10 protein-coding genes are annotated in these 14186 nt (G+C 70.1%); 3 read left to right on the plus strand and 7 right to left on the minus strand.

The window, feature by feature from the left end:
* Window positions 1–7: 7 nt before the first annotated feature.
* The gene (locus tag ACWD3E_RS23245; RefSeq protein WP_451389465.1) at window positions 8–2629 is read left to right on the plus strand and encodes an amino acid permease; all 2622 of its coding nucleotides are present in this window, start codon (window positions 8–10) and stop codon (window positions 2627–2629) included.
* 123 nt (window positions 2630–2752) lie between these two features.
* The gene (locus ACWD3E_RS23250; protein WP_451389466.1) at window positions 2753–3490 is read left to right on the plus strand and encodes a hypothetical protein; all 738 of its coding nucleotides are present in this window, start codon (window positions 2753–2755) and stop codon (window positions 3488–3490) included.
* A 57-nt stretch (window positions 3491–3547) separates the two neighbouring features.
* Here ACWD3E_RS23250 and ACWD3E_RS23255 read toward each other — a convergent pair whose 3' ends face one another.
* A complete protein-coding gene (locus ACWD3E_RS23255) occupies window positions 3548–4588 on the minus strand; it encodes an NAD(P)-dependent alcohol dehydrogenase (RefSeq protein ID WP_451389467.1) in 1041 nt (346 codons plus the stop codon).
* A 203-nt stretch (window positions 4589–4791) separates the two neighbouring features.
* Here ACWD3E_RS23255 and ACWD3E_RS23260 point away from each other — a divergent pair, with 203 nt between their 5' ends.
* Window positions 4792–5691 carry a helix-turn-helix domain-containing protein gene (locus ACWD3E_RS23260; RefSeq protein ID WP_451389468.1) on the plus strand — a complete coding sequence of 300 codons (900 nt, stop codon included), beginning with the start codon at window positions 4792–4794 and terminating at the stop codon, window positions 5689–5691.
* On the opposite strand, the gene ACWD3E_RS23265 is transcribed toward ACWD3E_RS23260, so the two are convergent.
* The 6 genes from ACWD3E_RS23265 to ACWD3E_RS23290 all read right to left on the minus strand — a co-directional run bounded on the left by ACWD3E_RS23265 (window position 5688) and on the right by ACWD3E_RS23290 (window position 14175).
* Window positions 5688–6200 carry a hypothetical protein gene (locus ACWD3E_RS23265; protein WP_451389469.1) on the minus strand — a complete coding sequence of 171 codons (513 nt, stop codon included), beginning with the start codon at window positions 6198–6200 and terminating at the stop codon, window positions 5688–5690. The two genes, ACWD3E_RS23260 and ACWD3E_RS23265, sit on opposite strands and share 4 nt — an antisense overlap.
* Window positions 6201–6258: 58 nt before the next feature.
* The gene (locus ACWD3E_RS23270) at window positions 6259–7029 is read right to left on the minus strand and encodes a globin domain-containing protein (RefSeq protein WP_451389470.1); all 771 of its coding nucleotides are present in this window, start codon (window positions 7027–7029) and stop codon (window positions 6259–6261) included.
* Between the two features lie 91 nt (window positions 7030–7120).
* A complete protein-coding gene (locus ACWD3E_RS23275; RefSeq protein WP_451389471.1) occupies window positions 7121–10423 on the minus strand; it encodes a S8 family peptidase in 3303 nt (1100 codons plus the stop codon).
* A gap of 156 nt (window positions 10424–10579) precedes the next feature.
* Window positions 10580–11263: an ABC transporter ATP-binding protein gene (locus ACWD3E_RS23280; protein WP_451389472.1), complete on the minus strand. Its 684-nt coding sequence runs from the start codon at window positions 11261–11263 to the stop codon at window positions 10580–10582.
* A 56-nt stretch (window positions 11264–11319) separates the two neighbouring features.
* Window positions 11320–12783: an ABC transporter permease gene (locus ACWD3E_RS23285; protein WP_451389473.1), complete on the minus strand. Its 1464-nt coding sequence runs from the start codon at window positions 12781–12783 to the stop codon at window positions 11320–11322.
* A 144-nt stretch (window positions 12784–12927) separates the two neighbouring features.
* A complete protein-coding gene (locus ACWD3E_RS23290; RefSeq protein ID WP_451389474.1) occupies window positions 12928–14175 on the minus strand; it encodes a L,D-transpeptidase in 1248 nt (415 codons plus the stop codon).
* Window positions 14176–14186 lie beyond the last annotated feature (11 nt).

The raw sequence follows: 14186 nt of genomic DNA on the forward strand, positions 1-14186 counted from the left end.
ATCAAGTGTGAGGCACTTTGGCGGCGCCGAGTCCCCAGGCCGCCCCGCCCCCGGGACAGGGCCGGGACGCAAGGGGCTCAAGAACGACGCGCTGGGCATGTTCTCCTCGGTGGTCATGGGCCTTGCCTCCACCGGCCCGGCGTACAGCCTGGCCGCCACGCTGGGCATCATCGTGGCCGGGGTGGGACTGCAGGCCCCGATCATCACGATGCTGGCGTTCGTCCCGATGCTGCTGGTCGCGTACGCCTTCCGGGAGCTCAACGCGAGCAACGCCGACTGCGGGACCACCTTCGCCTGGACCACTCGCACCTTCGGCCCGCGCACGGGCTGGATGGGCGGCTGGGGCATCATCGTCGCCGACGTCCTCGTCATGGCGAGCCTCGCCCAGATCGCCGCTGCCTACGCCTTCCGACTGGTGGGCCAAAACGGACTTGCGGAGAACCGGCTGTGGACCACGGTGGCGGGCGTCGTCTGGATCGCCGTGCTGACCGCGGTCTGCTACGTGGGCATCGAGTTCTCGGCGGCTGTCCAGCGCTGGCTGCTGTGTCTGGAAGTGGTGATGCTGCTCCTGCTCGCCGTCTCCGCGCTGGTCAGGGTCTACACCAAACCTCCCCCGACGGCGATCCACGTGTCCGCCTCCTGGTTCAACCTCTTCGAGGTGCCTTCGGCATCGGCCCTGACCTCGGGCGTCCTCGCGGGGGTCTTCCTGTACTGGGGCTGGGACACGGCTTTCTCGGTCAACGAGGAGACCATCGACAGCAGGCATGTCCCCGGGCGTGCCGCGGTCGTCTCCATCGTGCTGCTCCTGGTCGTGTACGGGCTGGTGTCCACGTCGGCACAGGCGTTCGCGGGAGTCGGCACGTCGGGCATCGGGCTCGGCAACGCGGCCAACGCGGACGACGTGTTCTCGGGACTGGGCGAGGCCGTGTTCGGGAGCCACAACACGGGCCTGCTCCTGTCGCGGCTGCTGATCCTGATGGTGCTGACCTCCGCGTTGGCCTCCGCTCAGACCACCATCCTGCCCCTGGCCAGGACCGTCTTCTCCATGGCGGTCCACAAGGCCGTCCCCGCCCGGTTCGCCCGGATCCACCGCAGGTTCCTCACCCCGACCTGGGGGACCCTCGGTATGGGAGCGGTCTCGATCGCCTTGTTCGTCCTGCTGACCTCGTTCAGCCAGAACGTCCTGGCCGACACGGTCGACTCGGTCGGTCTGGCGATCGCGTTCCAGTACGGGCTGACCGGCTTCGCCTGCGTCTGGTACCACCGCAGGGTCCTCACCCGCAGCGTCAGCGACCTGGTCTTCAAGGGCATGCTGCCGGGGCTGGGCGGGCTGGTGATGGTCCTGCTGTTCCTCTACGCCGCCTTCGTGGTCTACGCGAACCCCAACTACGGCACGACCGCCGTAGACCTGCCGCTGATCGGCAGGACCGGCGGGGTCACCGTCCTTGGCCTGGGCGCCCTGCTGATCGGCCTCCTGCTGATGCCGGTGGTCACCCGTGGCCACAGCGTGGCCCTCAAACTCCAGCAGAGCATGCTTCCGCGCCGCCTGCCGCCGCACGCCGCCTGCGACTCGGCGAGCCGCTATCAGCCCGCCGACAGCGGGTCGGGGGTGGGCGGCGACTGGTACGACGTCATCCCCCTGTCGGGAACCCGGGTCGGACTGGTCGTCGGGGACGTGGTCGGTCACGGCCTGCGTGCCGCGGCCACCATGGGACGCCTGCGCACGGGTGTGCGCGTGCTGGCCCGGATGGACCTGAGCCCGGACGAGCTGCTGTCCCGCATGGCCGACCTGGTCGAGCAGACCGCGCACGAGAGGGGGCCCGGCCGCGGCCCGGGCCGCCTGAGACCGCACACCGACGAGGCCCTGGGCGTGAGCTGCCTGTACGCGGTGTACGACCCCGTCTCGGGGATGTGCAGCCTGGCCCGGGCCGGGGAGTCGGTGCTGGTGGTCGTCGAACGGCCCACAGGCGTCGTCGACCGTCCGGAGCTGCCGCCCGGACCACCGCTGGGCATGGGTGGCGTGCCCTACCAGAGCATGGAACTGGAGCTCACGCGGGGCAGCCTCCTCGTCCTCTTCACGGGCGGCCTCCTCCAGGCGGCCGTCGACTGTGACGCCGGGCTCGCGCAGCTGTCCCAGGTCCTCGCCGACGACCGGAGCTCCCTGAAGGAGCTGTGCGACCGGGCGGTGGCCACCCTGCTGCCCGGGGCGGTGGACGTGGACGCGACGCTGCTCGTGGTCCGCACCCGCCTGCTCGACCGGAACCAGTTCGCCGAGTGGGCGCTGCGGCCGGACCCGGCGGCGGTGTCCACCATCCGTACCGCCGTCAGCAAGCAGCTCGGCGACTGGGGGCTGGACGACCTGGCGTTCACCAGCGAGCTGATCGTCAGCGAACTGGTCACCAACGCCATCCGCTACGTCGGCGGTCCGATCCAGGTACGCCTGATCCGCGACCGGAGCCTGATCTGCGAGGTCTCCGACACCGGCCACACCACGCCCAATCTGCGGCACGCCGCGAGTGACGACGAGGGAGGCCGGGGCCTGTTCATCATCGCCCAGATGACCCACAGCTGGGGCACGCGCTACACCGCCACCGGCAAGACGATCTGGACCGAGCAGGACCTGCCGTGACCGGACGGCCGTCAGGAGACTTCGGACCGCTGCCGAGCGTGGAAATCAGGCGACGGCTACCGGGGCCGCGTCGTACATTCGCCGCTCACGCAGGGAGCGTGTGCGAGGGGGAGGCGAGTGAGGATGGCCGGGCGTCAGGTGTTCTTGGTCGGCGGTGGGTGGGACGCCGCCGAGTTGTACGCGCCGTTCGTGCGGGCCGCGGGTGGGGACGGGGCGCGGATCGGGTGTGTGGTCGTGGACGAGGGGGACGGGGGCGCGCAGTTCGAGCGGTACGCGGGCGCGCTGCAGAAGGCCGGTGCGACGGGTGCGCCCGTGCCGCTGCTCGTGCCGCTCGGCGGGCGGTTCGAGCCGGAGCCGGCGCTGGACGGGATCGACGGGCTGCTGGTGTGCGGTGGGCTGACGCCCGCCTACCAGGAGGCGTTCGCCGGGTGCCTGGACCGGTTGCCGCAGCTGCTCGCGGAGCGTGGTGTGCCGTACGCGGGCTTCTCCGCCGGCGCCGCCCTCGCCGCGCGGCGGGCCGTGGTCGGCGGGTGGCTGCTGGACGGGGTGCCCGTGTGTCCGGAGGAGACCGGGGAAGACCTGGCGGAGATCGACGTACGGGCGGGGCTGGGGCTCGTCCCGTTCGCCGTGGATGTCCACGCTGCTCAGTGGGGGACGCTGGCGCGGCTGGTCGCGGCGGTCGGTCGCGGCGACGTGCCGTACGGGGTCGCCGTGGACGAGAACACCCTGCTGGAGGTGACCGGTACGAGGGCCCGGGTGACGGGGCGCGGGCGTGTCCATGTCGTACGGCCCGGTGGGGAGGCAGGCGTGCTCGTGCGGTCGTACGGGGAGGGGGACAGCTTCAGCGCCGAGACCGCGTGAACCGGGTGAGCCGGTGAAGGACGGCCTCGGCGCTGACCACTGCTGTGGACGGTCCCGTCAGATCGTCGCCGTGTCGATCACGAAGCGGTAGCGGACGTCGCTGGACAGGACCCGCTCGTACGCCTCGTTGATCTGGTCGGCGTTGATCAGTTCGATCTCCGCGCCCAGGCCGTGCTCCGCGCAGAAGTCGAGCATCTCCTGGGTCTCGGGGATACCGCCGATCATGGAGCCCGCGAGGGTCTTGCGGCCCCCGATCACCGAGAAGAGGTTCAGGGAGACGGGCTCCTCGGGGGCGCCCACGTTCACCACCGCGCCGTCCACCTTCAGCAGGGACAGGAGCGCGCCGAAGTCCTGCGGGGCCGACACCGTCGAGATGATCAGGTCGAGGGTGCCGCGCAGTTCCTCGAAGGTCTTCGGGTCGCTGGTGGCGTAGTAGTGGTCGGCGCCCAGCTTCAGGCCGTCGTCCTTCTTGCGCAGGGACTGCGAGAGGACCGTGACCTCCGCGCCCATCGCGTGCGCGAGCTTGACGGCCATGTGGCCCAGGCCGCCGAGGCCGACGATCGCGACCTTCTTGCCGGGGCCGGCGTTCCAGTGACGGAGCGGGGAGTACGTGGTGATGCCGGCGCACAGCAGCGGGGCGGCCACGTCGAGGGAGAGGCCGTCCGGGATGCGGACGACGAAGTTCTCGTCGACGACGATCTTCTCGGAGTAGCCGCCGTACGTGGGCTCGCCGTCCTTGCCGATGGCGTTGTAGGTGCCGACGCCGCCCTTGAGGCAGTACTGCTCCAGGCCCTTCTGGCAGTTCTCGCACTCGCGGCAGGAGTCGACCAGGCAGCCGACGCCCACGCGGTCGCCGACGGCGAACCTGGTGACGCCGGAACCGACCTCGGAGACGACGCCCGCGATCTCGTGGCCGGGCACCATCGGGAAGATCGCCTCGCCCCAGCCCTCGCGGGCCTGGTGGATGTCGGAGTGGCAGATGCCGGCGAACTTGATGTCGATCAGGACGTCGAACTCGCCGACCGCGCGCCGCTCGATGGTCGTCCGCTCCAGCGGGGCCTTCGCGGCGGGCGCGGCGTACGCAGCAACAGTGGTCATGCCGGGGTTCTCCTAGCGGACTGGCGGGGGTCTCGCGCCCGGTTGTCAGGTTCAACCAGGTAGTTCGACCGGTTATGGCCTCCAGCCTGCCGGAAGGCTCCTACGGCACCCAGACCACGCCTTTGCGTACGACTGCCGTGCCTACTACTGGCGGGGTCAGGTTCCCGGGCATACGACCAGCCGGGACCGCCGATACTGGCGGTATGGACGAACAGCCGGAAGCAGCCGCGACGCGGCCCCTGGACCGGCGGGCCGAGCTGAGCGAGTTCCTGCGCAGTCGGCGGGCCCGGCTGAAGCCGGAGGACGTGGGGCTGCGCGACTTCGGCCGGCACCGCCGGGTGCCGGGGCTGCGCCGCGAGGAGCTGGCGCAGCTGGCCGGGGTGTCGGTGGCGTACTACACGCGTCTGGAGCAGGGCAACGGCCGGAACGTGTCGGCGGAGGTGCTGGACTCGATCGCGCGTGCCCTGCGCCTGACCGATGCCGAGCACGCGCATCTGACCCATCTGGCGAAGCCGAAGGGGCACAAGAAGAAGCCGGCCGCGCGGCAGCAGCAGGTGCGGGCCACGCTGCGGCATCTGCTGGACGCGATCGACGGGGTGCCGGCCTACGTCGTGGGGCGGCGCGCGGAGATCCTGGCCTGGAACCGGACGGCGGCGGCCCTCTTCGGCGACTGGGGCGAGCTGCCGCCTGCCGAGCGCAACTGGGCGCGGCTGGTGTTCCTGAAGCCCGAGTACCGCGAGCTGTTCGCCGAGTGGGAGCAGAAGGCGATCGACATCGTCTGCGCCCTGCGCATGGACGCCGGCTGCCATCCGGACGACCCGCGGCTGTCCGCCCTCGTCGGTGAACTCTCCGTCAAGAGCCCGGAGTTCCGCCGGCTGTGGGCCACGCACGACGTCAAGGAGAAGACCCACGGCGTCAAGCACCTGCACCACCCGCTGGTGGGCGACCTGTCCCTGAACTTCGAGTCCTTCCGCCTGCCGGGCGACACGGACCAGGTCCTGGTGACGTACCACGCGGAACCCGGCTCCCCCTCGGTCGAGTCCCTGCGCCTGCTGTCCAGCTGGGGGGCGGACGCCTCCCGCCCGGTGTCGCAGCCCTACTAGTCCTCGACGCCCAGGTCGGCCCGCATCAGCCGGCGCATGGCCGTCAGCAGCGGCTCGGCCTCCTTCAGGTCCACAAGGGCCCGCTCAGCGCTCTCGCCCTCGCGGGCCAAGTCCCGGTCGAGCCGTTTGACGACGGCGTCGATGCGGGCGAGCACACGGTTGAGGTCCCGCGAGGCATCCAGGATCCGCTCCGGTACGACCATCTGCGCCTCCGCATAGCGATCCCGGTACTCCCGGCGGGCCTCCTCCAGTTGCTCGCGGTCGTGATCGGTGTAGACGCCGTCCCGGAGCCGGTGCAGGGCGTCCTTGAGGAGGGTGTGGAACTGCCGGGAGGCGCGGTTCATAGCGGTGTAGGCCGTGCGCCGCTCCTCGAACAGCCGCCTGTGCTCGGCGCGTTCGGCCTCCCGGTCCTCCCGGCGTACCGCGTGGCGCTGGCTCAGCACCGGGGCGAGGAGCGTACCGAGGACACCGACGACGGCGGTGATCATGGCGGAGAGTGCGGCGGTCACGAAGGGACCCTATGTCGGCCCGCGTGACCGTGCCCGCCGCTTCCGGAAGCCCTGCTGCTCACCCTTGATACGGCGGCATCGCCCCCCACGTCCACCTCGGCACCGGCTGCTCCGCCGGAGGCTTCGCGTCGGGGCCGGAGAAGTAGAGGGCCAGGCGGGTGCCCCATTCCACGTAGGCGAGGAAGGCCGAGCGGAACTCGGCGTCCGTCGGGAGGCCTGCCTCGTCCGCCGCGTCCTGGATGAGGTTGACCCAGCGGCGTCGCTGGGGCTCGGTGATGTGCTTGCCGAAGTGTTTGGCCACCATGTGACCGTGGCCGCCCTCGGTCCCCGAATAGCCTGCCGGGCCGCCGAAGACCTCCGCCAGCCAGAGGGAGACGTGGGCGGCGTGGTCGGGGGCCAGGTCGGCGAAGAGGGGCGCGAGGAGGTCGTCCTTGACGACCTTGGTGTAGAAGACCTCGGTGAGGCGGGAGAAGGCCTCGGCGCCGCCCGCCCAGTCGTACAGCGACGGGACCGCCGCGCCGGTGCCGCGCACGGAGGTCGGCGCGTAGTGGCGCATCTCCTCGATGTTCTCCACGTACGGGCGGATCTCCGCGAGGAACGGCGGGAACAGCGGGGACGTGCGGAAGCCCTGCACGTGCTCCTGCACCGACGTCCAGGTGATCCGCAGAATCCAGGACTCGGGGTCCTCTTCGCAGCGCGCGAGGTCGTAGTCGACGCACTGCGGGGCCGCCGCCAGCTGGGCGGCGGCGCGGGTGTAGGCGGCGAGGAACTCCGCCGACTGCTGCTCCGGGACGCGATAACGGATGTACTCGACCGTGTGAGCCGTCATACGTGCACACAAACACGAACGGCCCACCGGAAGCTGTCCCTCCGGCGGGCCGTTCGCTCACGGCCTACTCAGGCCACGCGGGTACGGCGGCTCACTTGCCGTAGTACGCGTCGTGGATCGTGATCACCGACGTGTTGCCCTGCTTGTCGACGATCTTGGCGCGGAAGGAGATGGACTTGCCCTTCGCCGGGTTCTTCACGGTGACCTTCTCGCCGCCGCGGACCTCGGCCTTCTTCCAGGTCTTGCCGTCGTAGGAGACGTACAGCGCCAGCGACTTCAGGTTGTCGCCCGCGGCCGAGCCCTCCACGGTGACCGGGAAGCTGATCCTCCTGCCCGCCTCGACGCGGCTGTCCAGACCGGTCACGGCGCCGAAGTGGAGGACGGAGGCGGGGAGCTTGGCGGTGGGGGTGGACGGCCTCTTGGAGCGGAAGGTCCAGGTGGCGTCGATCCGCGAGGAGGCCGCCGCGACCTTCGCCGAGCGCTTGACCGAGGTGGTCAGCTTGTAGGCGGCGTCACCGGCGGGAACCTTGAAGTTCTTGTCGCCGTACAGCGGGTCGTCGTTGGAGCCGACCTTGACGCCGTCGCGGTACAGGGTGGTGGTCGCCGAGGTGAACTCCGAGTACCCGGCGTGCTTGGCGGAGTCGGCGAACAGCGGCAGCGCGCCGTAGATCTTGTTGCCCTCACGGAAGAGACCGAAGTGGGCGTTCAGGTGCGGGCCGAAGACGGCGGTGTTGATCGTCCTGGTGTAGGTCCCGCCGGCCTTGAAGGTCTGGTCGCCGAGCGAGTACCCGGCGTCGGTGACCGGGAAGCCGTCGTGGTCGACGCCGCCGTGCTGCTCGAACTCCAGCCCCCACTTCACGTCCTTGGCGGACAGGTGCAGGGTGCGGGTGCCGGGCAGCGTCTGCTGGATGGCGACGGAGGAGGCGCTGGAGCTGCCGGTCAGCCAGCCGACCGCGTCGACGGTGCCCTTCTTGCCGCTCGCGGCGGCACCCATGCGGACCTTGACGGTGGCCAGGTCGCTCGCCTTGTAGTGCCTGGTGTAGCCGGTGGCGAGCCGGGTGACCGGGCCGCCGCCGGTGACGTCGTACTCCTCGGCCGTGCCCTTGGTCCAGTGGCCGTCCCACTGCTGGAACAGCGAACCGGCGGGCAGCTGCGGGCCCAGGTGGGCGGAGCGGAAGTTCTTGTACGAGTCCAGGAACCAGCCGTAGCCGTACTGGTTGTTGCCGATCGTGACGTCGTACTCAGGCGCGGCGAACGCGGACTTGAGGTGCGTGGCCCGGACGGTGATGTCCACCGGCTTGGCCTTGCGCGCGTCGATCGTGATCGTCTGCTTCTTGCCGATGGTCAGCTTCGGCTGGGCGATCCAGTCGGTGCCCTTGGCGCCGTCGTTCGGGTCCACGAAGACGGAGCTGTTGAGGATGTATGTGCCCTTGGGCGCGCGCACCTTCACCGTGCCGGACGGGTCGTACGGGCTCAGGGCGGTGCCGTTCGCCAGGCCGGCGACGCCGTTCAGGTCGGCGTTGTAGAACTTGGCCGGCTTGCCGTCACGGCCGACGAACTTCAGCGTGACGTCGTACGACTCCACCTCGCGCTGCACCGCGGCGGCCGTGCGGACGCTCTGCCCGCCGTCGGTCGCGGTCACGTACGCCGAGTACGCGCCGTCGAGGGTGCCGCCCAGCTTGGTGTCGACCGTGAGCTTGACGGTCGCCTTGCCGTGCGCCGGGACGGTCACCTTGGTCGTGCCGAGCTTGAAGAAGCCCGCCGGAGCCGCCTGGCCCTTGGGGTTCTTGGCGGTGGCCGCGAGGTCGAGGGTGACGGGCTTGGCGCCGAGGTTGCGGTACGTCACCTTCTTGGTGACCGGCTTGTCGTCGGTGTGCGGCCACGCCTGCGTGCCGAAGCTCACCGAGACCGGGTCGGCGATCACGGACTGCTTGATGGCCTTGTCGACCGCGATACGGCCCGAGCCCTGCTCGAACGGCGTGTAGTCGCCGCCCTTCGCGGAGCCGGTGAGGGCGCCCTTCAGCTGGGCGTAGCCCCAGTCGGGGTGCTCCTGCTTAAGGATCGCGGCGGCGCCCGCGACGTGCGGAGTGGCCATCGAGGTGCCGGAGATGGTCAGGTAGCCCTCGGGCTTCTCGCCGACCTCCTTGTCGATGACGCTGCCCTTGGCCGCGGCGGCCGTGATGTCCACGCCGGGCGCGGTGACGTCCGGCTTGATCGCGCCGTCGCCGGTCCGCGGTCCGGTGGAGGAGAAGTCGGCCAGCTTGTCCTTCTTGTCGACGGCGCCGACGGTGAGCGCGGCGTCCGCGCTGCCCGGCGAACCGATCGACTGGGGGCCCTCGTTGCCCGCGGCGATCGCGAACAGGACGCCCTTCTCGGCGGAGAGCTTGTTGACCTCGGCCTCGAGCGGGTCGATGCCGGGCGAGTCGTAGCCGCCGAGGCTCAGGTTGATGACGGAGGCGCCCTGGCCGGCCGCCCACTCCATGCCCGCGAGGATGCCGGAGTCGTCGCCGGAGCCCGTGTCGTCCAGGACCTTGCCGTTGAGGAGCTTGGCGTCCGGGGCCACACCCTTGTACTTGCCGCCCGACTTGGCGCCGGTGCCCGCCACGATGGAGGCGACGTGGGTGCCGTGGCCGAAGTGGTCCGTGGCGTCGGCGGCGTGGGTGAAGTTCTTGGACGCGATCACCTGGTCCTTGAGGTCCGGGTGGCTGGTGTCCACGCCCGTGTCGAGGACCGCGACCTTCACGCCCTTGCCGGTGTAGCCGGCCGCCCACGCGGTGGGGGCGCCGATCTGCGGCACGGACTGGTCGAGGGCGGCCTTGCGGACGCCGTCGAGCCAGACGTGGGCGATGCCGGAGGCGGCCTGGTCGCCGTGGGTGACGGCGTGCCACAGCTCGGCGGTGTCCTTGGCCGGGGTCTGCACGGCGTCCGCGTTCAGCGCCGTGAGGCTGCGGCGCAGGGTGCCCGCACCGCGGACGCCGGCCTTGGCGGCCGCGGCGGCACCGCGGTACTCGACGATGACCTTCAGGCCGTTCTGCTGGGCCCTGCGGGTGGCGGCCTTGTTCAGCTCGGTGATGTCGAACAGCCGCTGGTCCAGCCGGCCTGAGGCGAGCAGGTGGGCCGCGTCGGCGGGGACGACCAGGGTGTGTCCCTCGGCCTTGCGGACCTGGAAGGGTACGTGCTCACGGCCCTTGGCCCGCTCCAGGCCGACGACCCGGCCCTTGGCGTCGAGGGCGACGCGGTCGCCGGTGATCAGTGTGACGTGGTGCGTGGCGGTGTGCGCGGAGGCAGCGGCAAGGGCGCGCTGCTCGGGCTTCGCCGACGCGGGGGTGGTCATGCCCGCCGCGAGGGCGACGGCTGCGGCGGTGGCCACGGTGGCCGCAGCTGCTCTCTTCACTTGTCTGCGCAAGTTCTCCCCCTGGAGATGGTGTACCGGGCGAATTCCCCTTCACCCGGCCGGGGGTGGTCTCGTGCACATGTGCGACACCCCCCGGATCACAAAGTATGCCGGGGGGCTGTTCGTGCGGATGGATACCGTTACAAAACCAGTAGGTTACGCGCCAGCGCTCTCCGTGATCGTGATCTTTCCCTTGCGGATGGTCGCGAGCCGCGGGGCCTTCTTCGCGATCACGGAGTCGTGGGTGACCATGATGAACGTCAACCCGCGCTCCTTCCACAGGCGTTCGAGTACGTCCATGATCTCGTCGCGCATGCCCTCGTCGAGGTTGCCCGTCGGCTCGTCGGCGAGCAGCACCTTGGGCTTTTTCACCAGGGCCCGGGCGATGGCCACGCGCTGCTGCTGCCCTCCGGACAACTCCGACGGCAGATGCGCGAGGCGTTCGCCGAGGCCGACGGATTCCAATGCCTCCGCGGCGAGTTCGCGCCGTTGCTTCACCGCGATTCCGAGCGGTACGAGGGCGGTCTCCACGTTCTCCTGGGCGGTGAGCGTGGGGATGAGGTTGAAGGACTGGAAGACGAAGCCGATGTTCTCGCTGCGGACCCTGGTCAGCCGGGCTTCGCTCAGCTTGGCCAAGTCGGTGCCGTCGAGGGCGACTTCGCCGGAGCTGGGCCGGTCGAGGCCGCCGAGCATCTGGAGGAGGGTGGACTTGCCGCCGCCGGTGGGGCCCTGGATGACGAGCCTGTCTCCGTCGGGGACGGTGAGGTCGACTCCGTCGAGGGCGTGGACGGTTTCCCGGCCCTTCGTGTAGCGCTTGGTCACGGTTCTGAGTTCGTACATGGTGGCTCCTGGCGGGTTGGGGAATGGCGAGGGGTGCGTCGCTGCCGTCGAGTCCGCTACTCCACCCGCCTCAGCGCGTCCGCCGGGCGCAGCCGGCTCGCCCGCCAGCCGCCGAACGCCCCCGCGATCAGGCCGCCGGCCACCGCGAGGCCCACCGCCAGGGCCACCGTCGTCACGCTCACCGGGGCCGTGAGGGCGACCTCCAGGGTCTTCGCCGCCTGGCGGCCGGGGCCGCCGAAGCCACCGCCGCCCGGGCCGCCTCCGAAGCCGCCGCCGGAGCCGCCGCCCAACTGCGCCTGGAGCGTGGGGCTGATCGCGGTGACGGCGTACGCGCCCGCCAGGCCCAGGGCGATGCCCAGCGCGCCGCCCAGCAGGCCGTTGACGACGGCCTCGCCGACCACCTGCCGAGTCACCCGGCCCGACCTCCAGCCCAGCGCCTTCAACGTGCCGAACTCGCGTACGCGGCGGGAGACCGCCGAGGAGGTGAGCAGGCCGGCGACCAGGAACGCGGCCACCAGCACCGCGATGGACAGCCACTTGCCGACCTTGGTGGCGAGGGAGGAGGCGGTGGACAGGGAGCCCGAGACCGTCTTGGCGAGGTCGGAGGAGGTGGTGACCGTCGTGCCCGAGACGTTCTTCTGGATGGCGCTCTTGACGGAGTCGATCTTCTGGGAGTCGGTCGCCTTGACGTAGACCGTGGTGACCTTGTCCTTCTGGCCCGCGAGGGTCTGCGCCCGCTGCAGCGGGATGTAGAGGTTGGCCGCCGCGTCGCCGCTGTCGGCGGTGGCGATGCCGATCACCGTGAACTTGGTGCCCTTGACGGTGACGGTCGAACCGACCTTGTACTTCTTCTGCTTGGCGTACTCCGAGTCGGCGACGGCGACCGGGGCGTTCGTCTCGGTGGTCCTGAAGGTACGGCCGCTGGTGATCTTCGAGGAGGTCAGCGGGCCGAGCGCGGACCGGGTGACGTCGGTGCCGAAGACGGTGTACTGGTTGATGTCGAAGGCCGCGCCCCCGCCACTGACTTCGCCCTGCGGCTGCCCGTTGCCCTCGCCGCCGCGCTGGAACCCGCCGCCGGCGCTGCCGTTCTTGTTCTGCTGGAACTGGCCGCGCGTGAACTGGCCGCTGACCTTGAACACGTTGAGGCTGAGCCCGCCGACGGCGGCCGAGACGCCCTGCTGGTCCGCGACCTTGGTGACGGTCGAGGAGGACAGCGTGCTGAAGCCCTGCACCATGACCCGGTCGCTGCTCTGCGTCGAGTCGTCACCGTCGCTTCGCGCGCCGAACTGGAAGCGGGGCCGCTGCGAGCCGCTCCCGGTGGGCGTCTGCGCCTTGGTGACGGTCATGTCCGTGCCCAGGCCGTAGAGCGACTGGAGGACCTTGTCCTGGGCCCTGCCCATGCCGTTGGACACGGAGTTGACCACGATGACGAGCGCGATGCCGAGCGCGAGACCGGAGGCGACGACGAGGGCCGCCTTTCTGCGGCGGCGCAGTTCGCGCCTCAGGTACGTGAAGAACATGGCCCGCAAGCTAGGGACGCACCCTGATGGCACCATAAGGCCGGCCTGAGAGCCGCATGAGAAGACAAAAACGACGATGCCGCCCCTGAGGGGCGGCATCGAAGAAACTGTGGACGGGCTGTCAGGGCAGCTGTGGACAGCGTGTCAGACGGCCGAACCGGCCTTCCACTGCGTCCAGTCCATGTTCCAGCCGTTCAGGCCGTTGTCCGGGGAGACGGTCTTGTCGCCGGTGTTCTGGACGACCACGACGTCACCGACGAGCGAGTGGCCGAAGAACCAGGCGGCCGGCATGTTCGCGTCGCCCGCGCCCTTCTTGTCCTGCAGGCCGACGCAGCCGTGGCTGGTGTTGACGCTGCCGAACACCGAGGGGGCGCCCCAGTAGTTGCCGTGGATGAAGGTGCCGGAGTTGGTCAGGCGCATGGCGTGCGGCACGTCCTTGATGTCGTACTCGCCCTTGCCGTCGTCATCGGTGAAGCCGACCGTGGCGCCGTTCATGCGGGTCTCCTTGAACTTCTCCGAGATCACCATCTGGCCCTCGTACGTGGTGTGCTCGGGGGAGCCGGCGGAGATCGGGATGGTCCGGATGACCTTGCCGTCCTGCGTGACCTTCATCTGCTTGGTCTTCGCGTCGACATAGGAGACCTGGTTGCGGCCGATGTGGAAGGTGACCGTCTTCTGCTGCACGCCATAGACACCGGAGGCGCCCTCGACACCGTCGAGCGCCAGCTTCAGCGTGACGGTGGAGCCCCCCTTCCAGTAGGTCTCGGGGCGGCAGTCCATGCGGTTGGCGTTGAACCAGTGGCAGGCGACCTCCTGGCCGCTGCTGGAGGTGACCGTGACGCCCTTCTGCACGGCCGCCTTGTTGGTGATCGCCTTGTTGAAGTTGATCGACACGGGCATACCCACGCCGACGGTGGAACCGTCCTCCGGCGTGAAGTTGCCTATGAAGCTGTTGGCCGGGGAGACCGTGGTGAAGGAGGCGTTCTCGTGGGCTATGCGGCCCGCGGAGTCCTTGGCCTCGGCGGCGAGCTTGTAGGTGGTGGACCGCTCCAGCTGGACGCTGGGCTTCCAGCTCAGCTTGTCGGCGGAGAGCTGACCGGCGACGGCCTTGCCGTCCGCGGTGGTCATCGTGACGCCCGTGAGCGTACCCCTACTGACCGTGACGGCGGCCGAGTTGTTGATGGAGGCGTTGTTCGAGCCGTCCTTCGGCGTGATCGTGATCTGCGCCTCGGACGACTTCTTGGCCGCTGCCTCGTCGACCTTGGCCTGAGAGGTGTCGCCGTTGTCGGCGGCCTTGGCGTCACCGCCGCCGGAACAGCCCGTGAGCACGAGCACGCCACCGAGCAGTGCGGACGCGGTCATCAGACCCTTGCGCCACTTACTGTCCGTCATCACAAGCTTCT

The organism is Streptomyces sp. NPDC002676, from assembly GCF_053592455.1.